Annotated in this window: 17 protein-coding genes; 5 read left to right on the plus strand and 12 right to left on the minus strand. The window is 70.9% G+C overall.

Annotated elements, in window-relative coordinates; translation table 11 throughout:
• Positions 1–76 precede the first annotated feature (76 nt).
• The 3 genes from ABZT06_RS27800 to ABZT06_RS27810 form a co-directional block, all read right to left on the minus strand.
• Complete coding sequence (locus tag ABZT06_RS27800) at positions 77–661, minus strand: sugar kinase (protein ID WP_355746409.1); 585 nt, start codon at positions 659–661, stop codon at positions 77–79.
• On the minus strand, positions 658–1,806 hold the full coding sequence (locus ABZT06_RS27805; RefSeq protein WP_123763956.1) for an ROK family glucokinase: 1,149 nt from the start codon (positions 1,804–1,806) through the stop codon (positions 658–660). The genes ABZT06_RS27800 and ABZT06_RS27805 overlap by 4 nt, the downstream gene beginning before the upstream one ends.
• Positions 1,807–1,921: 115 nt before the next feature.
• Positions 1,922–2,659 carry a GntR family transcriptional regulator gene (locus tag ABZT06_RS27810; protein ID WP_355746696.1) on the minus strand — a complete coding sequence of 246 codons (738 nt, stop codon included), beginning with the start codon at positions 2,657–2,659 and terminating at the stop codon, positions 1,922–1,924.
• Positions 2,660–2,789: 130 nt separating this feature from the next.
• Between ABZT06_RS27810 and ABZT06_RS27815 the strand changes: the two genes are divergently transcribed.
• Positions 2,790–3,812, plus strand: a complete 1,023-nt coding sequence (locus ABZT06_RS27815; RefSeq protein WP_355746414.1) for a Gfo/Idh/MocA family oxidoreductase — start codon at positions 2,790–2,792, stop codon at positions 3,810–3,812.
• 30 nt (positions 3,813–3,842) lie between these two features.
• On the opposite strand, the gene ABZT06_RS27820 is transcribed toward ABZT06_RS27815, so the two are convergent.
• From ABZT06_RS27820 to ABZT06_RS27830, 3 genes are all read right to left on the minus strand, one after another.
• Entirely contained in the window at positions 3,843–5,030 is a 1,188-nt protein-coding gene (locus tag ABZT06_RS27820) for a cytochrome P450 (protein ID WP_355746417.1), read from the minus strand.
• A gap of 39 nt (positions 5,031–5,069) precedes the next feature.
• Positions 5,070–5,759: a response regulator transcription factor gene (locus tag ABZT06_RS27825; protein ID WP_355746421.1), complete on the minus strand. Its 690-nt coding sequence runs from the start codon at positions 5,757–5,759 to the stop codon at positions 5,070–5,072.
• A gap of 82 nt (positions 5,760–5,841) precedes the next feature.
• Complete coding sequence (locus tag ABZT06_RS27830; protein ID WP_355746424.1) at positions 5,842–7,101, minus strand: histidine kinase; 1,260 nt, start codon at positions 7,099–7,101, stop codon at positions 5,842–5,844.
• A gap of 168 nt (positions 7,102–7,269) precedes the next feature.
• On the opposite strand from ABZT06_RS27830, the gene ABZT06_RS27835 reads away from it, so the two are divergent.
• The gene (locus ABZT06_RS27835) at positions 7,270–7,470 is read left to right on the plus strand and encodes a hypothetical protein (RefSeq protein WP_355746427.1); all 201 of its coding nucleotides are present in this window, start codon (positions 7,270–7,272) and stop codon (positions 7,468–7,470) included.
• 54 nt (positions 7,471–7,524) lie between these two features.
• Here the strand turns inward: ABZT06_RS27835 and ABZT06_RS27840 are convergent, their stop codons facing one another.
• Positions 7,525–7,914, minus strand: coding sequence for a ribonuclease domain-containing protein (locus ABZT06_RS27840; RefSeq protein WP_355746430.1), 390 nt, complete (start codon positions 7,912–7,914; stop codon positions 7,525–7,527).
• A 179-nt stretch (positions 7,915–8,093) separates the two neighbouring features.
• On the opposite strand from ABZT06_RS27840, the gene ABZT06_RS27845 reads away from it, so the two are divergent.
• The 3 genes from ABZT06_RS27845 to ABZT06_RS27855 all read left to right on the plus strand — a co-directional run bounded on the left by ABZT06_RS27845 (position 8,094) and on the right by ABZT06_RS27855 (position 13,638).
• Positions 8,094–8,849, plus strand: a complete 756-nt coding sequence (locus tag ABZT06_RS27845) for an SDR family oxidoreductase (RefSeq protein WP_355746434.1) — start codon at positions 8,094–8,096, stop codon at positions 8,847–8,849.
• Positions 8,850–9,267: 418 nt separating this feature from the next.
• Entirely contained in the window at positions 9,268–10,326 is a 1,059-nt protein-coding gene (gene galE / locus ABZT06_RS27850) for a UDP-glucose 4-epimerase GalE (protein ID WP_355746437.1), read from the plus strand.
• 135 nt (positions 10,327–10,461) lie between these two features.
• Positions 10,462–13,638 (plus strand): EAL domain-containing protein, encoded by a 3,177-nt coding sequence (locus ABZT06_RS27855; protein ID WP_355746440.1) that lies wholly within the window; start codon positions 10,462–10,464, stop codon positions 13,636–13,638.
• A gap of 58 nt (positions 13,639–13,696) precedes the next feature.
• On the opposite strand, the gene ABZT06_RS27860 is transcribed toward ABZT06_RS27855, so the two are convergent.
• From ABZT06_RS27860 to ABZT06_RS27880, 5 genes are all read right to left on the minus strand, one after another.
• Positions 13,697–15,526, minus strand: coding sequence for a glycoside hydrolase family 15 protein (locus ABZT06_RS27860; protein ID WP_355746443.1), 1,830 nt, complete (start codon positions 15,524–15,526; stop codon positions 13,697–13,699).
• A gap of 85 nt (positions 15,527–15,611) precedes the next feature.
• A complete protein-coding gene (locus ABZT06_RS27865; RefSeq protein WP_355746446.1) occupies positions 15,612–15,827 on the minus strand; it encodes a hypothetical protein in 216 nt (71 codons plus the stop codon).
• Positions 15,828–16,005: 178 nt separating this feature from the next.
• Positions 16,006–16,983 (minus strand): UDP-glucuronic acid decarboxylase family protein, encoded by a 978-nt coding sequence (locus tag ABZT06_RS27870; RefSeq protein WP_355746448.1) that lies wholly within the window; start codon positions 16,981–16,983, stop codon positions 16,006–16,008.
• 17 nt (positions 16,984–17,000) lie between these two features.
• Complete coding sequence (locus ABZT06_RS27875; RefSeq protein WP_355746450.1) at positions 17,001–18,326, minus strand: UDP-glucose/GDP-mannose dehydrogenase family protein; 1,326 nt, start codon at positions 18,324–18,326, stop codon at positions 17,001–17,003.
• A gap of 760 nt (positions 18,327–19,086) precedes the next feature.
• Positions 19,087–20,310: an ATP-grasp domain-containing protein gene (locus ABZT06_RS27880; protein WP_355746453.1), complete on the minus strand. Its 1,224-nt coding sequence runs from the start codon at positions 20,308–20,310 to the stop codon at positions 19,087–19,089.
• Positions 20,311–20,420 lie beyond the last annotated feature (110 nt).

Consider the following 20,420-nt stretch of genomic DNA (forward strand, 5'->3'; position numbering starts at 1 on the left):
TCGTCTTCGACTCTACGGGCGGGGTCTGACAATCGGCTCCGGCGCCCGGCCTGGGCCGCTCGCCGGGCCGGTCGGGTCAGGGAACCGTTCGCGAGACGACGTACACCTTCGGGGCGTTCGGGACGGTCAGGTTGACCATGACGTCCTGGGTGGGCGCCGGGTCCTTCTGGGGGTGGGTCAGGCCCCACCAGGAGCGCGGGCCGTCGAACTTCCAGCCGCTGACCTTCTGGTCGCGCTCGCTGATGGAGACGTCGCCCTTCTTCAGGTCGGCGCGGCTGACGCCCATGGCGGTGAGGAAGGCGGCCAGACCGGCGTCGGTCGTCCGGAACTGGACGTAGAGGCGGCTGGTCCTCCAGTTGTTGGTCTCGTAGGAGGCGACCAGGTCCGCGGGGTGCGGGACGGGAACCTGGTAGAGGCGGCGCTGGACCTTGGACGGCCAGTCGGGCGTGAGGCCCGTCGCGGAATACTTCGCCTCCTTGTCCTTGCCGCTGTCACGGCTCTGGTTGGCGGAGATCACCAGATAGCCGGCCGGGACGCCGATGAGCAGGCCGATGATGAGGAGCGTGATCGCCCTGCGGCGGATCATGTGGCGGCGGTCCTCGGTGGGCCGCTCCGGCTCGCCGGGCGGCGCCGAGGCCTGGCGGGGCAGGGAGGCCGTCATGCGGTGTCCCGGGACGTGCGGCGGGCCTCCACGTACCGTTCGTAGCGCTCGTGCCGCTCCACGCGCCGCCGGTTGGCGCGCCGGAAGCGGCGGGCGACCAGGCGGGCGAGGTCGGCGGCGCCGACCATGCCGGCCTCGGGGCCCAGCTGGGCGCGCGCGATGCGGGCCTCGGGGCGGTAGCCGCGGCCGGTGAGCTGGCGCTTGAAGGCGTCCCGCGCGGGGCCGATCAGCAGGTCGTCGGCCGCGCTGACGCCGCCGCCGATGACGAAGCAGGACGGGTCCAGGGCGGCGGCGAGGTTGGCGATGCCGACGCCGAGCCACTGGCCGATGTCCTGGAGCAGTTCGATGCACATCGCGTCGCCCTCGCGGGCCAGCTCGGTGATCATCGGGCCGGTGATGTCGCCGATGTTGCCCTTGACGTGCTCGATGATCCCGTACGCCACCGGGGAGTCGGCGGCCGCCAGCTCCCTGGCCTCCCTGACCAGCGCGTTCCCGGAGCTGTACTGCTCCCAGCAGCCGCGGTTGCCGCACGGGCAGCGGTGGCCGCCGGGGACGACCTGCATGTGGCCGAACTCGCCGGCGACGCCGTACTTGCCGCGCTTGACCTGGCCGTCCTCCAGGATCGCGCCGCCGATGCCGGTGCCGAGCGTGATCATGACGAGGTGGTCCTCGCCGCGGCCCGCGCCGAAGCGCCACTCGGCCCAGGCGGCGGTGTTCGCGTCGTTGTCCACCAGGACGGGGACCGCGAGACGGCCGGCGATGCGGTCGCGCAGCGGTTCGTTGCGCCAGGACAGGTGAGGTGCGAACAGGACGCGGTTGCGGTCGGCGTCGACCCAGCCCGCCGCGCCGATGCCGACCGCGTGGACGTCGTGGCGGTCGGACAGGTCCAGGACCAGTTCGACGATGGTGTCCTCGACGACCTTGGGGCTCTTGGACTTGTCCGGGGTCTCGGTGCGGACCTTCTCCAGGATGTTGCCGTCGGCGTCGACGACACCCGCCATGACCTTGGTGCCGCCGATGTCGATGCCCACTGTCGGCACACGGGGTGCGGTGAGGTGTGAGCGGCGTTCCCTCGTGCCGACGGTCCGCAGGGCGGGGGCGCGGCGGGAGCCTATGGGGGCGCTGAAGTTGCCGTAGGTGCTCATCGGCCCCGATTCTGCCGCACGCTCACCCGAGGTGCCGAACGGGGCAGCAAAGGGGGTGCGCGATTCGTGGCCGCGTGCGGGTGCGTGGGGGCCGAGCGCGCAGTTCCCCGCGCCCCTAAGGGCGGACCAGCAGCTGGAATTCGAATGAGTAGCGCGTCGGGCGATAGGTGTGCGTGCCGTATTCGACCGCCCTGCCCGTGTCGTCGAAGGTCACGCGCTGCATGGTGAGCAGGGGGGCGCCCGCCTCCTCGGCCAGGCGCTCCGCCTCAGCCGCCGTGGCCGCTCTGGCGCCGATGGACTGCCGGGCGCTGTGCAGGGTGATGCCCGCGGCGCGCATCATGCGGTACAGGCCGGTGGCCTCCAGCTGGGCGGTGTCCAGGTCGAGGAGGGCCGGGGGCAGGTAGTTGCAGAGGTACGCCATCGGCTCGCCGTGGGCCATGCGCAGGCGTTCCACCCGGTGCACGTCGCTGCCCTCGGCGACGCCGAGCGCGGCGGCGATCTCGGCGGTGGCGGAGACGACGGTGTTGACGAGGACCTTCGTGGCGGGGCGCTGGCCGGCCGCCTCCAGGTCGTCGTAGAGGCTGCTGAGTTCCAGCGGGCGTTTGACCTGGCTGTGCACGACCTGGGTGCCGACTCCGCGGCGGCGCACGAGCAGGCCCTTGTCGACGAGCGACTGGATGGCCTGGCGGACGGTGGGCCGGGACAGGCCGAGCCGGGCGGCGAGCTCGATCTCGTTGCCCAGCAGGCTGCCGGGGGTGAGCGTTCCGTGCTCGATCGCGGCCTCCAACTGCTGGGACAGCTGGAAGTACAACGGCACGGGGCTGCTGCGGTCCACACTGAGCTCGAGCGTCACGGTCGGGTCCACTTCTGGTTTCGGCACGGGCCCGAGCGTAGCTCCGTGCGCTGTTGACGGGAAGTCGTGTAGTCAGATTGTCCGGACATACGGATTGACAGCACGGGGTTCGCGACCACACTTTGTTCACATGCGCATCGGGGTCATAGGGACGGGCCGCATCGGCACCATTCATGCGAACACGCTCAGCCGCCATCGGGAGGTCGGTTCCTTAATCCTCACGGACGCGGACGGCGCACGGGCCCAGGAGCTCGCGCACCGCCTGGGGGAGACGGCTGCCCCCGGCGTCGACGAGATCTTCAAATGGGGCGTGGACGCCGTGGTGATCACCACGGCGACCTCGGCCCACGCCGAGCTGATCGGCCGGGCGGCACGCTCGGGACTGCCGGTGTTCTGCGAGAAGCCCATCGCGCTCGACCTGCCCGGCACGCTGCAGGCCATCGCCGAGGTGGAGACCGCCGGGACGATTCTGCAGATGGGCTTCCAGCGCCGCTTCGACACGGGCTACACCGGCGCGCGGGAGGCCGTGCGCTCGGGCCGGCTCGGGCGGCTGCACACCGTGCGGGCGCTCACCTCCGACCAGGCGCCGCCGCCGGCGGAGTGGCTGCCGCTGTCCGGGGGGCTGTACCGGGACACCCTGATCCACGACTTCGACATCCTGCGCTGGGTGACCGGGCACGAGATCGTCGACGTGTACGCGGCCGGGTCCGACGCCGGTCCCCCGATGTTCCGGGCCGCTGGGGACGTCGACACCGCGGCGACCGTGCTCACCCTCGACGACGGCACCCTCGCGACGGCCACGGCCACCCGGCTGAACGGGGCCGGGTACGACGTGCGCATGGAGCTTGCCGGGGAGCTGGACCAGGTCGTGGTGGGCCTGGACGACCGCACGCCGATCGCGTCCACGGAACCCACCGGGCCGCCGGCGGCGGACAAGCCGTGGACGGGGTTCCTGGAACGGTTCGGACCGGCCTACGAGGCCGAACTGGCCGCCTTCATCGAGGTGGTCCGGGGCGAGAGGGCGAACCCCTGCGACGGGCGGGAGGCGTTGCAGGCGCTAAGGGTCGCCGAGGCGTGCGAGGTGTCCCGCCGCGAGCGCAGGGCCGTACGGCTGGCGGAGATCCAGGGCGGGGCGAGCGCGACCGTGCTCTGAACCTGCCGAACGTGCCGAACCCGCCGGGCCCTACCACCGCACCGGCAGGCTCCGCACGCCCCTGATCAGCATCCCCGGCAGCCACTCCCCCGTGGGCCCGTCGAGCGCGAGGGCGGGGGCGCGGTCCAGCAGGGTCCGGATCGCCGTGCGCGCCTCCAGGCGGGCCAGCGGGGCGCCCAGGCAGTAGTGGATGCCGTGGCCGAACGCGAGGTGGCCGCGGGGGTCGCGGCGGATGTCGAAGCGGTCCGGGGCCGGGTAACGGGAGCCGTCGCGGTCGGCCGCGCTCAGGCAGATCATCACCGGGTCGCCCTTGGCTATGGCCCGTCCCGCTATCTCCAGGGGCTCGGCGGCGTACCGGAACGTCGCGTTCTCCACCGGGCCCTCATAGCGCAGCGTCTCCTCGACCGCGCCGTCGACGAGGCTCATGTCGGCGCGCAGGGCGGCGAGTTGGTCCGGGTGGGTGAGCAGGGCGCGCACGCCGTTGGTGATGAGGTTGACGGTGGTCTCGTGGCCCGCGATCAGCAGCAGGAAGGCCATGCCCCGCAGTTCCGACGCGGAGAGCCGGTCGCCGTCCTCGGCCGTGGTGCGGATGAGGTCGCCGAGCAGGTCGTCGCTCGGTCCGGCGCACCGCTTGTCCTCGACGAGCTCCGTGAGGTACTCGCCGAGGCGCAGGACGGCGTCGTACGAGCTCACCGGGCTGGTGGGTGCCACGACTTCCGTGGACAGCTTGCGGAACTCGGTGCGGTCCATCTCGGGTACGCCGAGGAGCTCACAGATCACGGTGATCGGCAGCGGGTAGGCGAGGGACTGCACCAGGTCGGCGCGGCCGTGCGGCAGCATCGCGTCGAGGAGGTCGTCGGTGATCTCCTGGATCCTGGGCCGTAGTCGCTCGACCCGGCGCACGGTGAAGGCACGGGACACCAGGCCGCGCAGCCTCGTGTGCTCGGGCGGGTCACTGCCCAGCAGATGGCGGCCGATCAGCGCCTCGTCGTCGAACATCATGCCGATCCGGCGGCCGTCCTTGGACAGTCTCGGATCGGCGAGGGCCGCGCGCGCCTCCTCGTGCCCGACGACGAGCCAGGTGGTGTAGTCGGCGTCGGAGCCGGGCGGTCGTACCCGGTGCACGGGGCCGAGGCCGCGCAACTCTGCGTACACAGGGTGCGGATCGATGCGGAACGCGTCGCCGTACTCCCCGAGATCGATCACTGCTTCGGTCATGGACTCCCCCTTCACCCGCCCAACGCCCGGCAGCCGCGCCTAGTGCCCGTCCGGCTCAGGTTCCCCGGACTGCTCCAGCAGTCCCGCGTCGTACGCCAGCAAGGCGATCTGCACCCGGTTGTTGAGGTCGAGCTTGGCCAGGACGCGGGACACGTGGGTCTTGACGGTGGCGACGCTCATGTAGAGCGCGGCGGCGATCTCGGCGTTGGACAGGCCCTGACCGACGGCGACGGCGACCTCGCGTTCGCGGTCGTTGAGGGCGGCGATGCGCTCACGCGCGCGTGCCCGTCTGGTGTCGGCGGCGGCGCCGGCCGCGTGGTCCATCAGCTGGCGGGTGACGGTGGGCGACAGGACGGGGTCGCCGGCCGCGACCCGGCGCACGGCGGCGAGGATCTCGGCGGGCGGGGTGTCCTTGAGGACGAATCCGGCGGCGCCCGCGCGCAGGGCGCGCAGAACCTGCTCGTCGGCGTGGAAGGTGGTCAGGACGACGACCTCCGGAGCGTCGGGGCGGCCGCGCAGCCGCTCGGTGGCCGTGAGGCCGTCCACCGCCGGCATCCTGATGTCCATGAGGACGACGTCCGGGCGGGTCCGGTCCACGGCGGCCTCGACCTCGGTGCCGTCCGCCGCCTCGCCGACGATCTCGATGTCCTCGGCCCCGCCCATCATCAGGGACAGACCGGCCCGCACCAGGGGGTCGTCGTCGACCAGGAGCAGTCTGATCACAGTCATGGGCCTTACGTAATCACGCGGAGGCAGGATGCAATCACCCTTGCGGGCGGGCGAGTTGCACTGTCGGCGGCATCGAGGACCGTCACCCCCAGGGCAGCCACGCCCGGACCCCGAACGCCCCGTCCTTCTCCATCCCGTGCTCCAGCCGCCCGCCGGCGAGTGTGGCACGCTCGGTGAGCCCGATCAGGCCCTGGCCCGAGCCGGGGACCTGCGGCACCTCGCCCTCGGGCGCGGGGTTGCGGACGGTCACGACGAGGCCCTCGCCCGGGCCGCCGGTGACGGTGACCGTGACCTCCGTGCCGGGGGCGTGTTTGCGGGCGTTGGTGAGGCTCTCCTGGGCGATGCGGTAGGCGGTGCGGCCGACGGAGGCGGGCACGGCGTCGGGGTCGGCGACGCGGCTGTCGAGGATGACCTTCGTGCCGGCCGCACGCGACTCGGCGACCAGGGTGTCGAGCGCGGCGAGGGTCGGCTGGGGGCGGCCCGTGTCGTCGTGGTCCGCGGACCGCAACACCCCGATGATCTCGCGCAGGTCCTGCAGCGCCTCGTGCGCGCTCTCCCGGATGACGCCGGCCGCCCGCGCGACCTCCTCCTGGGGCGCGTCCGGCCGGAACTCCAGGGCGCCCGCGTGGACGCTGAGCAGGGTCAGCCGGTGCGCGAGGACGTCGTGCATCTCGCGTGCGATGGCCTCGCGGGCGAGCCGCTGCGCCTGTTCGGCCCGCAGTCGCGCCTCGGTCTCGGCGCGCCGGGCGCGGTCGCGCAGGCTGAACATGAGCTGCCGTTTGGCCCGCACGAGCAGACCCCAGCCGACGACCGCGGCGACCAGCACCACGGTGACCACGACCGAGACCAGGTACGGCAGGTCCGCGTCGGGCCGCAGCCGGTAGGCGAGGGGAACCGCGGCGATGTTGATGCCGGCCACCCAGGCGACGTACCGGAAGGGGCGGTGCACGGCGAGGGTGAAGACGGCGATCATGCAGGCGCCGCCGGCGGTGTCCGAGAGCACGCCGAGCGGGATCGTGGCCAGGGCGAGGCCGAGCGGCCGACGGCGGCGCAGCCACACGGCCGCGCAGGCGAGCGCGCCGAGCAACTGGTCGAGGCCGGCCGCGGCGTGTGACACATGCGGGTTGTCGCCGACCGCGTCCGCCGCGATGAGGCCGATGAGGACGGCCAGGAGGAAGCAGGAGAAGTCGACGAGCCAGTCGCGCGCGGTGCGCCGGGGACGCCGTCCGGGCCGTACCCCGGCCGGGTCGAACTCGTGGATCACGGCGGACGGCAGCAGCCAGCGCCGACCGGGGAAGGCCGGGGGTTCGGGAACCGCCTCGTCACTGCTCACGGTCGACAAATCTACGCAGTGCGGGTCAGCCGCACCCGTCCGTGGACGGCATCCGCGACCAAAGTCGCGGCACCGCAGACTTTCGGCGTGGGCGGCCGCTGGTTCCGATGCTTTCGGGCGGGGAGTCTCGCCCCGCGGCCGATGTCCGTGGGGGGTCCGCGGGGCGAGGGTCCACCTATGAAGCAACTGCTGGAACTGCTCGGTTTCGTCGCTCTGGTGCAGGGCGGGATGGGCCTGCTGCACGAGTTCACCGACTGGCACGTCGGCCTCGTCCAGCGGATCGGTCTCCTCGACGGCTACGAGGTCTACGCGAGCGTCGCGCTGATCGCGCTCGCGTTCGCGCTGTTCGCCGCCGCGGAGAGCCGGAGGTCCGGCTGAACGCGGACCGGACCTCCGGCTGGTCGCGCCGTTCCGTCGGTCGCTACGGCCCGGTCAGCAGCCGTAGTTGACCAGGTTGAACGTGGCGTAGTGGTCCGCCGTGTAGTAGTCCTCCTGGCTCTTCTCACCGGTGACGATCCGGCGCGCGCCGCGTGTGGAGGAGCCCGGCGTGATGACCGTGTACTCGTGGTAGTAGCCGGTCGTCCGGCTCGGCAGGACGCCTTCCCGGTTCTGGAAGACGACCCCGTCCTGCGAGTAGGGGTAGGGGCCGCCCTGCTCGATCAGGTCCAGGGTGTCGTACGCCTGGGAGGGCAGCTTGGTGTAGCAGATGCTGCCGACCGCGGCGGCGGCCGGGGTGGCGGTGGTGACGGTGCCGCCGACGAGAAGGGCGGACAGGACGGCGGCCGCGGCGCCGATGCGAGTGATCCGTGGGGGGAATCTCATGCCCTCATGATGACGCGCGTAGACAGTGGCATGTCAATGACAACTATGCAGATTTTCCCGTCAAGTCCGATGAGTTTTCGGGGAGTTAACCTGCCGCCCGGCGCCTTCACGAACACCGGGCGGCCGGGCCGAGATCCGCGTCCGTTCGCCGCCAGCGGTCCGGGGGCCCGGCCGGTGGGATGGGTGTCATGACAACGACTTACGGAACTCTGAACGGCAGGGTCGCGCTCGTCACCGGGGGCAGCCGGGGGATCGGTGCGGCTACGGCGGTACGGCTGGCGCGGGAGGGCGCGGACGTTGCCGTGACGTACGTGGACGGCAAGGAGGCGGCCTCGGACGTCGTACGGCGGGTCGAGGCGCTGGGGCGGCGGGCCGTCGCCCTGCGGGCGGACTCCGCGGACCCGGACGAGGCGACGGGTGCGGTCCCCCGTACGGCGGAGGCGCTCGGTGGGCTGGACGTCCTGGTGAACAACGCGGGCGTGGGGGTGCTCGGTCCGCTGGGCGAGCTGTCCCTCGCCGAGGTCGACCGGGTGCTGGCCGTCAACGTGCGCGGGGTGTTCCTGACCTCTCAGGCGGCGGCCGCCCGGATGCGGGACGGGGGCCGGATCATCACGATCGGCAGCTGTATGACCCAGCGGGTGCCCGGCCCCGGCGGGACCCTTTACACCACGAGCAAGTCGGCCCTGATCGGGCTGACGAAGGCCCTCGCGCGCGAGCTGGGGCCACGGGGGATCACGGCGAACATCGTGCATCCCGGGCCCGTCGACACGGACATGAACCCGGCGGACGGGCCGTTCGCGGCGGGGCAGGCCGCGATGACCGCGGCGGGGCGGTTCGGGACGGCGGAGGAGGTGGCGTCGATGGTGGCGTATCTGGCGGATGCGGAGTACGTCACCGGTGCGGAGTTCTCGGTGGACGGGGGGCACGCGGCGTGAGGTGAACGCATCACCCCCTGCAGCGTTCGAGGAGCAGGGATCTCCTCCTCGAACACCGCAGGGGCACCGACCTCAGCCGCCCAGCTCCTGGTGCCTCGCCGACAGCGCCACCGCGCCGCCCTCCGTCAACGAGCCGAGCAGTCGCAGGCGCGCGATGCTCCGCCTCCGCATCTCTCCAGTGATGTCTTCTCGCCCACGACCCTTGACGCCAGGGAACAAGGAGCCCAGAGTTGTATGTATACGCCGTAAATGTACGGTGCCCACACTTGCATGGCACTCAGGAGGGTCACGCCATGACGCACAGTGAGCTGGTTTCGGCGATCTTCCCGGGGTGAGGTGCCGGCTTACTCCAACGCCCTCGGCTGGGGAGGTGCGCTGAACACGGACCGACCGCCGCGCGCACAAAGGAGCCACGCGCATGAGTGCACCGTCCACGATCCTGGTCACCGGCGGAGCCGGCTTCATCGGCAGTCACGCTTGCGTCGAACTGCTCGACCACGGCTACGAGTTGATCGTGGTCGACAGCTACTCCAACAGCACACCAGAGGTCTTCGCCCGCGTGGAACGGATCGCCGGCCGTTTCGTCGGTGCCGTCTACGAGCTGGACATCCGTGATCGACATGCCCTCTCGGCCGTGTTCGACCGCCACTCTGTGGACGCCGTCGTGCACTTTGCCGCGCACAAGTCGGTGGGCGAGTCGACACGGATGCCCATCGAGTACTACGACACCAACGTCGGCGGCACGACCGCCCTGTTGCGGACCATGCACGAGCACGGCGTGCACCATCTTGTGTTCTCCTCCTCCTGCTCGATCTACGGCGACGCCGGACACGGACCGCTCGACGAAGCCACCCCCGCCCGGCCCGCCAATCCGTACGCGGCCTCCAAGTGGGCCTGCGAACAGATCCTCGCCGACGTCTGCCGCCGGCGTCCCGAATACACCGTGCTGTGCCTGCGGTACTTCAACCCGGTCGGCGCCCACCCCAGCGGACTGCTCGGCGAGGACCCGCGGGGGACGCCCGAGAACCTGATGCCGTACCTGGCGCAAGTGGCCGTCGGCCGACGGGAACAGCTGCGCGTGTACGGGGGCGACTACCCCACGCCCGACGGGACCGCGATCCGCGACTACATCCACGTCCTGGACACCGTCGAGGCACACCGCGTCGCGCTCGACCACCTCACCGACGCCCCGGGCATGCACGTGTACAACCTCGGCCTCGGCCACGGCAGTTCGGTACTCGACATCGTCGCCGCGTTCTCCAGGGCATGCGGCAGACCCGTTCCGTACGAGGTCGCGCCGCGCCGCCCCGGCGACGTCGCCGAACTCGTCGCCGACGCCTCCGCCGTGGCGCGCACGTGGGGCTGGCACCCCCTCCGGAACCTCGACGACATGTGCCGGGACGCCTGGCGCTTCCAGCGGCTCAATCCCCACGGCTACGCAGGGTCTCCCCGGCGGCCCGGGCCGAAGGAGTGCTGACCGACCGGTGCCGAGATGCAGCCGACGCATCCCGTGCCTAGGATCGTAAGAAGGCCCAGGTCGACGCGTAGTTCGCGCCCGGCCTCCTCCGAGGAGGGGAGGCTCGCTTTGCGATGGCTGCTGTCCCACCGGCTGATGGTTGTCTACGTCACGTCGGCCGCGGGCGCCACCACGCTCTACATGACCATTCCCAGCGTGCGTACGCCCATGTGGGCTCTCATAAGTCTGGCAGGCGCCGCGGCCATTCTGACCGGTGTCCACGTCAATCGGCCGGCGCACCGATGGCCCTGGCTGATGCTCGCCGCCGGGCTGCTGGCCTTCGCGGCGGGCGACACCTACGACAACGTGCAGGGGCAGTACTTCCGGGCTTCCGGTCCCTTCCCCTCGCCGGTGGACGCGTGCCACCTCGCCGGGTATGCCCTCCTGGCAGTGGGCTTGTTCGGCCTCGTCCGGTACCGCTGGGTGGACCGTGACCTGCCCGGCCTGCTGGACGCGTTGATCATCACGGCCGGGCTCGCGCTGCCCGTCTGGGTCTACCTGGTGCAGCCTCTCACCGTGCTGGAGGGCCTGACCTGGGGGCAGCGCGCGATCCGCATCGCCTACCCGCTGGGCGACGTCCTGGTGCTGGCGATGCTCGTCCGACTGCTCGTCCCCGGCCCCGTCCGCGGCCTCGAACGCTCTCTGCAACTGCTCGCCCTGGGCACCGTCACGCTGTTCGGCTTCGACGTCTCCTACGAGATCCTGCAGCTCGACGGCTCATGGGAAGCCGGCACGCCGCTGGACTCCGGCTGGATCGTCTTCTACACGGCCTGGGGACTGGCCGGGCTGCACCCCTCCATGAGGGACCTGACCGAGCCGGAACGCCAGCCGCAGCCTCCCCTCCCGCCCTGGCACCGCCTCCCGCTGCTCGCCGCGGCCACGCTGGTCGCGCCCGCGGTCCTGCTCTTCGAGGAACGGCTGGGCACCGTAAACGACGCGACGGCGACGGCGGTCTTCTCCAGCCTGCTGTTCGTGCTCGTGATCCTCCGTCTCGCGGCCATGATCGTGGCGCACCGCAAGTCCGTGGCGCGTGAACTGACACTGCGCATGGCGACCGCCTCACTCGCCGCGGCAGAAGGAGTGCAGGAGATCGAACAGTCCTGCAACACGGCGGTCACGGCACTGTTCGGACCGAAGGTCCGGCACGCGAGCGTGCTGCTGTCGGCCCAGCAGGCCCTGCGGCTGTACACCTTCCTGGCACGGTCGCCAGTCGAACGGCGCAGCACCGGCACCGGCTCGGACGGCAGCCCGCACGGCGACCCGGCCGACGCCACACTGTCCGGCACCCTCATCGTCACGGTCCCGGAGCTCGGGCCGGACTTCGCCGGCCGGCTCGGCGACCTGCCGAGCGCCCTGGTGTGCCCCATGGTCCAGCCCGACCGCCCGCCCGACGGCGAGCTCCCTGGCGTACTGCTGGCCGCGGGACCCGGGCAGCAGCTCACCGAGATACGCGGCACGCTGGAGATCCTGGCCTCGTACGCGGGGCTGGCGGCGGAACGCGCGGCGCTCCGGCGGGAGATCTCCCGGAAGGAGAGCGAGGCCTACTTCCGCACTCTGGTGCGCAACGCCTCGGACGTCATTCTCATCCTCAACGACGACACAACCGTGCGTTACGCCAGTCCGTCCGCCCAAGCCGTCTTCGGCAACGCCGCACTGCGGGGTACAGCACTGCGGGAACTGGTGGATGTGCGGGATCGCAGCCGGGTGCACCGGACGCTGACGGTCCTGCGCAGCAACAAGCAGGAGGAGGCCCACGACTACTGGAGGGTGCTCAAGGACGGCAGCCACATCGAAGTGGAGGTGCGGTGCCGTGACCTGCGACATGACAAGACCGTCGAAGGACTGGTGATCACACTCCGGGACGTGACCGAACAGCGTCAGCTGGAGCACGAACTCACCCAGCGGGCCTTCCACGATCCACTGACCGGTCTGCCCAACCGGACACTCCTGCTGGAGCGGACCGAGCGCGCCCTGCTGCGCGGCCGCCGGGAGTCGACTCTCACCTGTCTGCTCTTCATCGACCTGGACGATTTCAAGATCGTCAACGACACACTGGGCCATTCAGGGGGCGACCAGCTCCTAGCCACGGTGGGAGAGCGCCTGTCGAGGACGCTGCGCCGCAGCGACACCGCGGCACGTCTGGGTGGTGACGAGTTCGCGGTGCTGATGGAGGGGGCGAGACAGCCCGTCGATGCCGAACTTCTCGCCGCACAGGTGATCCAGAGCCTCAACCGGCCCTTCCAGCTGTCCGACGACTCGGTGAACGTCTCCGCCAGCGTGGGCGTGGCCACGGCGTGGGACAGCGTGGACCCCGAGGAGCTGCTGGCCCTCGCCGATCTGGCCCTGTACTCGGCCAAGAGCGCGGGAAAGCACCAGTGGCGCCGCTTCCAGCCGGATCTGCGCGACAACATGGCGGAGCGCCACGACCTGCGGGCGCGCCTGGACCGGGCGATCGCCGACGAGGAGTTCAGCCTGCTCTACCAACCGGTGGTGGACATCACCGTGGGCGAGGTCGTCGGCTTCGAGGCACTGGCCCGCTGGCCGCACACCCGACGTGGGACGGTCCCGCCGCTCCAGTTCATCGCGCTCGCCGAGGAGACCGGGCAGATCACGCCGTTGGGCGCCTGGGTACTACGGAACGCCGCGGCCGGCATCGCCCGACTGCAGAACCGGACCCCACGGCCCGTACCGCCGCCGTACGTCAGCGTCAACGTGTCCGCCCGCCAATGGCAGGACACGGGCTTCCTGAACGAGGTGCGCAGGTCCCTCGACACCGCCGGCCTCCAGCCGGACTCACTGCAGTTGGAGCTGACCGAGTCGGTGCTCGTACGGCGGGACGACCACATCGACGCACTCCTTCGGACGCTGAAGGACCTCGGGGTTCGCATCGCGGTCGACGACTTCGGCACAGGGTTCTCCTCGCTGCGCTATCTGCGGGATTTCCCCATCGACGTACTCAAGATCGACAAGACGTTCATCGATGACATCCCGGAGGACCGGAAACAGGTCGCACTCGTCGAGGGAATCGTCCACCTGGCCGACAGCCTCGGCCTGCAGGTGATCGCCGAGGGCATCGAGGAACAGGCACAGCGCGAGCTGCTCGCCTCCATCGGCTGCCGGTTCGGGCAGGGATACCTGTTCGCCCCGCCGATGAACCTGGAGGAGAGCGAGATCATCCTGCGCCGGCCCGACCACGCCCCTCCGACCGGCGCGGCAGCACCACTGCGGCCTGCGGACTCGTCGGAGTCCGGCCGCGAGCGGCGCCAGGCCTGATCCCGGTGATCCCGTGGTCGGTTCACGCCACTGAGCGACCGGCCGGCGGTGACCCGGATCAACGCCGATCCGACGCCTCCCGGCTACGGGGACTCCGGGATGGTGGTGCTGACAGGGCGAATGCCGTCTCCGCAAGGGCGATGTGGCTGAACGCCTTCGGTGCGTTGCCCATCTGGCGTCCGGCGTCCGGGTCCCACTGCTCCGACAGCAGTCCGACGTCGTTGCGGGCGGCGAGCACCCGCTCGAAGGCCTCGCGTGCCTGTTCCGCGTGCCCGGTCGCGGCGAGGGCGTCGGCGTACCACAGGGAGCACGACAAGAACGCGCCCTCGCGGCCGTGCATGCCGTCCACGCCGTGTGCGCCGTCACCGCCCGGCGCGTACCGCCGTAGGAACCCCCTGTGGTCCAGCCGCTGCATCTCGCGGACGGTGCACAGCACCCTCGGGTCCCCGGCGGGCAGGAAGCCGAGCCGGGGCATCAGCAGGGCCGAGGCGTCCAGGTCGGCGGAACCATAGGACTGCACGAAGGACCGCTGCTCCACGTCCCAGCCCTGACGGAGGACCTGCCGGTGCACCTCGTCCCGCATGGCCCGCCACTCGGCCGAGGATCCGTTGCGGCCCAGCAGCTCCCCCATGCGCAGGGCGCGATCGGCGGCCACCCACACCATGACCTTGGAGTGTACGAACTGCCGCCGCGGTCCCCGCACCTGCCACAGGCCCTGGTCGGGTTCCCGCCAGTGCCGCTGCAGGAAGCCCATCATCTCTCCGACCAGGTCCCACACATGGGCGGGCATGGGGATGCTCGCCCGCAGGGACAAGTACAGCGCGTCCAGGACCTCGCCGTACACGTCCAGCTGGAACTGGCCGACGGCGGAGTTCCCGAACCGTACCGGCTGCGAACTCTCGTAGCCGGGCAGCCAGGGCGCCTCGGTCTCCGGCAGCAGCCGCTGTCCACCGAGGCCGTACACGGTCTGCAGGTCGGCCGGGTCACCCGCTATGGCCCGCACCAGCCAGTCCAGCCAGGCCGTCGCCTCGTCCCGGTAGCCGCTGCGCAGCAGGCAGGACAGGGTGAGGGTGGAGTCGCGCAGCCAGCAGTACCTGTAGTCCCAGTTACGTTCGCCCCCGAGGCACCCGGGCAGCGACGTGGTCGGCGCGGCGACGATGCCGCCGGTGGGCGCGAAGGTGAGTGCCTTCAGGGTGATCAGGGAGCGCACCACTGCGTCCCGCCACGGCCCCTGGTAGCGGCAATGGCCCGCCCAACTCCGCCAGAAGTCGCTGGTCTCCCTGAGCATCTTCTCCGCCGGGACGGACACCGCCGCGGGCGGGCCGGGGCGGTGCGAGGGCGACCACACCAGGGTGAGGGCGAGCCGCTGGCCGGCCAGGACGGTGAAGTCGAGGACCGTGGAGCCCTCTTTGCCGAGGGCTTGCACGGGGCCGTCCGCGCCCAGCCAGACGGAGTCCGGCCCGGCGACCGCGACGGTGGAGTCTTCGGTGACCCTGACCCAGGGCACCACGCGGCCCTGGTGGAAGCGCAGGCGCAGTTCGCTGCGCACGGGCACGGAACCCGACACGCCCTCGATCACGCGGACGATGCACGGCAGTTGGGCGCGGGGCGGCATGAAGTCGGTGACCCGGACCGCTCCCTCCGCGGTCTCCCACCAGGTGTCCAGGACCAGCGTGTCGGGTCGGTAGGCGCGGCGGGTACAGGTAGCGGGTGCAGCAACCGGAGCGACCCGCCAGAAGCCGTTGTCCTCCGTACCCAGCAGCGCGGCCAGACAGGCCGGCGAGTCGAAACGGGGCAGACACAGCCAGTCGATGGACCCGTTCCGGCCGACCATGGCTGCGGTTTCCAGATCGCTGAGGAGAGCGTAGTCCTCGATGGGTGCGCTCATGATCGATGTCTCCGTTCCCACACTTGGGTGGCAGATCGCGCGCGGGTCGGAATCCGGGCAGCTCCCGCCGCAGCAGCGACTCCCATCAGGAGTGGTGCGTGCGGTACCAGCGGGCGGTCGCCGTGAGCCCCGTGACCACGGCGCACCCTTCGCGAGCCCGGTCGAGCCGGAGCGGGATCGGGAGCGGGAGAGCATCGGTGATCTTCAGCTCGCCGTGCCGAGACGGCCGTACGGCCTTGTGCACGACGGGGGTGAAGAGACAGACCGGCGCCGGCCCGCTCGTCGGGTGCCGCGGTGTCACGTCCGGGCCCACCACCCGGCCCGCCCGGTCCGACGATGCCGACGGCGGTCGGTTCGGGCACCTCGGTCGACAGGATGCGGGCGCCGGCTGTTAGCGGCGGAAGTCGTCGACGGCGCCGGGGATGTCTCCGACGATGTGCGGAGGCGGGTTGCAGCTCCGCCGCACAGGACGAGCGCTTTCATGATGACCGTCCCACCGGGGAGCGCTCCTGGCGGCGTACGGATGTGTCCGAGTTGGCCGCGAACCACTCGACGGTGCGGCGCAGCCCCGCTTCCAGCGGCACCGTCGGGTGCCAGCCGAGCCCTTCGCGGGCACGCGTGATGACGGGGCGTCGACGGACCGGGTCGTCGACGGGCAGGGGCAGGAAACGCAGTCCGCTGTCCGAGCCGGTGATCAGCAACACCAGCGCGGCGAGTTCGTGCATGGTCCGCTCGCCGGGGTTGCCGAGGTTGAACGGACCCGGCACATGGGTGTCCACCATGGCCAGCAGGCCGCGGATCAGGTCGTCCACGTAGCAGAAGCTGCGGGTCTGGCTGCCGTCCCCGAAGATGGTCAGCGCCTCCCCGTCCAGCGCCTGCCGGATGAAGGTGGAGACCACCCGGCCGTCGTGCGGCCGCATGCGCGGACCGTATGTGTTGAAGATCCGCACGATGCCGGCGTCCGCGCCCTCGCTGCGCCGGTACGCCATGGTGAGGGCCTCGGCGAAGCGCTTGGCCTCGTCGTAGACACTGCGCGGACCTATGGGGTTGACGTGCCCCCAGTAGTCCTCGTCCTGCGGGTGCACCTCCGGGTCGCCGTAGACCTCACTGGTGGAGGCCAGGACGAAGCGGGCCTGGTGCCGGAGCGCCAGCCTCAGCAGGTTCTCCGTGCCCCGGCTGCCGGCGGCCAGCGTCTGCAGCGGGCGCCGGGAGTAGTCGCACGGTGAGGCGGCGCTCGCGAGGTGGACGACGGCGTCTACGTCCCCGGTGACTCTGATCTGCGCCGTGACGTCGCACGGGACGCACTGGAATCCGGGCTCGAGCAGGAGGTGTCCGACGTTCGCCGCGCGGCCCGAGGAGAAGTCGTCCAGGCAGCAGACACGGTCTCCTCTGCGCAGCAGGGCTTCGCACAGATGCGATCCCAGGAAGCCGCTTCCACCGGAAATCACCACACGCATTGGGCTCCTCCTGCCGATCAGCCGAGCCGCGGACGGCCCGGAGCACACAGTTGCCAGCCCGCCGAGTGCCAGGCCTGGACGTCAAGGGTGTTGCGGGCGTCGACCATGGCCGGGTTGCGCACCACAGTGGCGAGGGCCGCGGGGTCGAGTTCCTGGTACTGGGACCATTCGGTGAGGTGCAGGACGACGTCTGCCCGCTCGCAGGCCTTGGCCACGTCCAGGGCGTACTGCAGTGCGGGGTGTGCGGCCCGGGCGTTGTCGACGGCTTCGGGATCGTGGACCCGGACCCGGGCTCCGCGGCGGCGGGCCTCCTCCGCCACCGCGAGCGCCGGCGAGTCCCGTACGTCGTCGCTGCCGGGCTTGAAGGCGGCCCCCAGGACCGCGACGCTGCGACCCTCGAAGGTCCCGCCGACGAGCCGCTGCGCGAGGTCGACGATGCGCCGGCGCTGCCGTGTGTTGATCTCGTCGACCTGGCGGAGGAACGCCACCGAATCGCCCCGGCCGATTTCCTCTGCCCGCTCGGCGAAGGCCCGGATGTCCTTCGGCAGGCAGCTGCCGCCAAAGCCGAGACCGGGGGCCAGGAAACGGGGTCCGATACGGGAGTCGGCGCCCATCGCCTCGGCCAGGGTGAGCACGTCGGCGCCCACGACGTCGCAGATCTCGGCCATGGCGTTGATGAAGGAGACCTTGGTGGCGAGAAAGGAGTTCGAGGCCACCTTGACGAGTTCGGCGGTGGCGGTGTCGGTCGCAATGAACGGCGTTCCGGCGGCCAGGAGTGGCGCGTAAACCGCGCGCAGCCGCGCCTCGGCGCGCGCCGAGTGGACGCCCGCCACGATGCGTTCCGGTCGCAGAGTGTCCTGGATGGCACATCCCTCGCGCAGGAACTCCGGGTTCCAGGCGACGTCGGCGTCGGCACCGGCCGCGCGCAGCCGTTCGGCCAGCCGGTCCGCCGTACCGACCGGCACGGTGGACTTGCCGACTACCAGGGCCCCGTTGTGGCCGGCACGGCGCAGCCCAGGTGCCAGTGCGTCCACCACGCCCTCGACATGACGCAGGTCGGCGGCGCCCGAGTCGGGCCGCTGCGGCGTGCCGACGCAGACGAAGTGCGTGTCGGCGAAACGGGCGGCCTCGACCGACGAAGTGGTGAAGCGCAACCGGCCCGTCGTCACCGCCCGTTGGAGCATCCGGGACAGGCCGGGCTCGTAGAACGGGGGGCGTCCGGCGGCGAGCACGGCGACCCGCTCCTCGTCGACGTCGAGGCCCAGGACCTCGTGCCCGATCTCCGCCATGCAGGCGGCGTGGACTGCTCCGACGTATCCGGTGCCGATGACTGTCAGACGCATGCCGTTCTCCAGGGGTAAATATGTATATTTACGATGTATACGTACATAGTCACCCCGAGGAGGCGCCTGGTCAACATGTAGCCCGGAGGGGTTCGCGGCCGCCGAGCGGTCCCGCCGCCCGGGCGACCGCAGCCGGGAAGCGGGCCGCCATGGAAAAGATCTTCCGAAGTAGGACGGCCGGCCACCTTTGCCGTCCGGCGGGCGCATTCGTCGCGGATCTGCCAGAGGCAGCCCGCCCCGCCGACACCACCCTGGTGAGGCCTGGGGAGAGCCCGTGCCACACAGCGCTCCACACACGTCCTGCCGTGTCGGTCGGAGGGGCGTCGCCCCGAGCATCAACGGACAATCGCCTGGAGGCCCTGAGGCCCTGGGCCGCAACGGCGAGGGACACGTCTGGAGCGCGAGCCTTCCGCCCCCATCGCACGGGATCTCACAGCACGGAAGGGCACCCCGGCGCCCGACCGCCGCCGGTCGCAATCGCCGTACGCCGAGGTACAGCAGACCGCGGCGGCCAGGACTGTTGCGGGAGCCTCGCCGGGTGGACGTGCCCAGCGCACGACTGTCTGCACGCGCCGCGAACACGCGGTTCGAGATGGAGCATATCGATCAAGGTCCGGCCCCGGCGGCACGATGTTCGTCGACGACATCAGCACGCGCCAGCGACTGGATACGCGTCTCCGCCGGTGCACGCCGATCTGTCCGTCCCCCGACGGAGAAGGCCTGTTCGACATGGCGCGCAGGCAGCCCACCTAACGCCCGGTCAGGGCGACTTGAGCCGCCTCTGACGCGCCGACTCCATCAGACGACGCGTCACCAGCCCGGTGAACCGGATCGCCTCGGCCATGGCCGGCAGGGGGTCGTCCCGGCAGAGCCAGGCCCGCTCGGTGGGTCGCTCGCTCAGGAGGTCCGACGGTAGTCTGCACTCCTGCGCGAGCCACGCCGCCACCGACGGAAAGTCCAGTTGGCCGGCGACAAAGACCCGCCCCTCGACCTGAGCACCATCGGGCACTTCACGGCCGGTGAGGTCCAGATGCATGGCACGGATGACATCGACTCCGTGGAGGTTCTCGAAGAGGCGAAACTGGGCGCCGGTACGCGGATTGAAGTCCACGAGCTTGTACTGCCCGTCCCGACGGTCGTAACGCCAGTCCAGATCCGCCAGTCCGCTGTAGCCGATCCGGCGGCACAGCCGCTCCGTCAGCAGTGCCAGTTCGGGGTTGCGCAGCGCCACGGCCCGGGCGGTCATCCCCGCGTACGGAGGCCAGGATCGCAGTTTCAAGCCGGTGAACAGGACACGCGGCACACCACCCCGACCACAGTAGAGGTGGGTGATCCAGTCCTCTGCCTGCCGTCTCGGGATGTACTCCTGCATGAGGACCGGCGGGGGCTTGGCCTCCGGAAAGCGGCAGAGCAGTTCCCGTTCGTCGCGCACCACGGTGGTACTACCGCTGACGGCGGGGGTGCGGAGCCTGCTGAACGGCTCCAGGTTCTTGAGCACCAACGGGTAGCCGAGCTCGCGCCCCGTGTCAGCCAGTTCGTCGCGGTTCTCCGGTGCTCGTGACCGCGGCGCGGGAACGCCGTTCTCGGTGCAGATCCGGTGCAGGCTCGCCTTGCAGGCCAGCACGCGCGGCAGGTGGGCCGGCCCGGGCGGGAGCAGGAAACACTCCTTCAGCCGGTCGGCGTACTCGGCAAGCACGATCGCCGCCTCGTCGTCGGTCGGCACCGCCACACACCGGGCACCGATCGCCCGGCCGATGGACAGCAGTCCGTCCGCAAGCCGCTCCGTTTCCTCCCAGCCGGTCGTCGGCCAGACGATCCTGCGTGTCACATAGCGCGAAAGGGCAACAGGCGTGAAGCGGCCCTCGACGACGGCATGGACCGGCACGCCCAAGCGCCCGACCGTGCGCACCACGCCCAGACTGCCATGGTGCAGCGGATAGTTGCCGATCCTGACGAGGAGGACAGGCACCTCGTTGTCGAGCAAGGAGACCACCCGTCCCTCTCTGGGAGAAACTCCCCGTAAGGAACTAATATGAATGAAGCTCTAGAATCAACCAAGTAGTGACATATCCCCGATATTCATTATCCAGAGCA

The sequence above is a fragment of the Streptomyces sp. NPDC005483 genome (assembly GCF_040606035.1).
GTDB lineage: Bacteria > Actinomycetota > Actinomycetes > Streptomycetales > Streptomycetaceae > Streptomyces.

Coding starts and splice junctions, on each gene's coding strand:
- galE (WP_355746437.1), top strand. CDS start 9,268: ATGAGTGCACCGTCCACGATCCTGGTCACCGGCGGAGCCGGCTTCATC.
- ABZT06_RS27805 (WP_123763956.1), bottom strand. CDS start 1,806: ATGAGCACCTACGGCAACTTCAGCGCCCCCATAGGCTCCCGCCGCGCC.
- ABZT06_RS27855 (WP_355746440.1), top strand. CDS start 10,462: ATGGTTGTCTACGTCACGTCGGCCGCGGGCGCCACCACGCTCTACATG.
- ABZT06_RS27825 (WP_355746421.1), bottom strand. CDS start 5,759: ATGACTGTGATCAGACTGCTCCTGGTCGACGACGACCCCCTGGTGCGG.
- ABZT06_RS27835 (WP_355746427.1), top strand. CDS start 7,270: ATGAAGCAACTGCTGGAACTGCTCGGTTTCGTCGCTCTGGTGCAGGGC.
- ABZT06_RS27875 (WP_355746450.1), bottom strand. CDS start 18,326: ATGCGTCTGACAGTCATCGGCACCGGATACGTCGGAGCAGTCCACGCC.
- ABZT06_RS27820 (WP_355746417.1), bottom strand. CDS start 5,030: ATGACCGAAGCAGTGATCGATCTCGGGGAGTACGGCGACGCGTTCCGC.
- ABZT06_RS27815 (WP_355746414.1), top strand. CDS start 2,790: ATGCGCATCGGGGTCATAGGGACGGGCCGCATCGGCACCATTCATGCG.
- ABZT06_RS27870 (WP_355746448.1), bottom strand. CDS start 16,983: ATGCGTGTGGTGATTTCCGGTGGAAGCGGCTTCCTGGGATCGCATCTG.
- ABZT06_RS27845 (WP_355746434.1), top strand. CDS start 8,094: ATGGGTGTCATGACAACGACTTACGGAACTCTGAACGGCAGGGTCGCG.
- ABZT06_RS27800 (WP_355746409.1), bottom strand. CDS start 661: ATGACGGCCTCCCTGCCCCGCCAGGCCTCGGCGCCGCCCGGCGAGCCG.
- ABZT06_RS27860 (WP_355746443.1), bottom strand. CDS start 15,526: ATGAGCGCACCCATCGAGGACTACGCTCTCCTCAGCGATCTGGAAACC.
- ABZT06_RS27840 (WP_355746430.1), bottom strand. CDS start 7,914: ATGAGATTCCCCCCACGGATCACTCGCATCGGCGCCGCGGCCGCCGTC.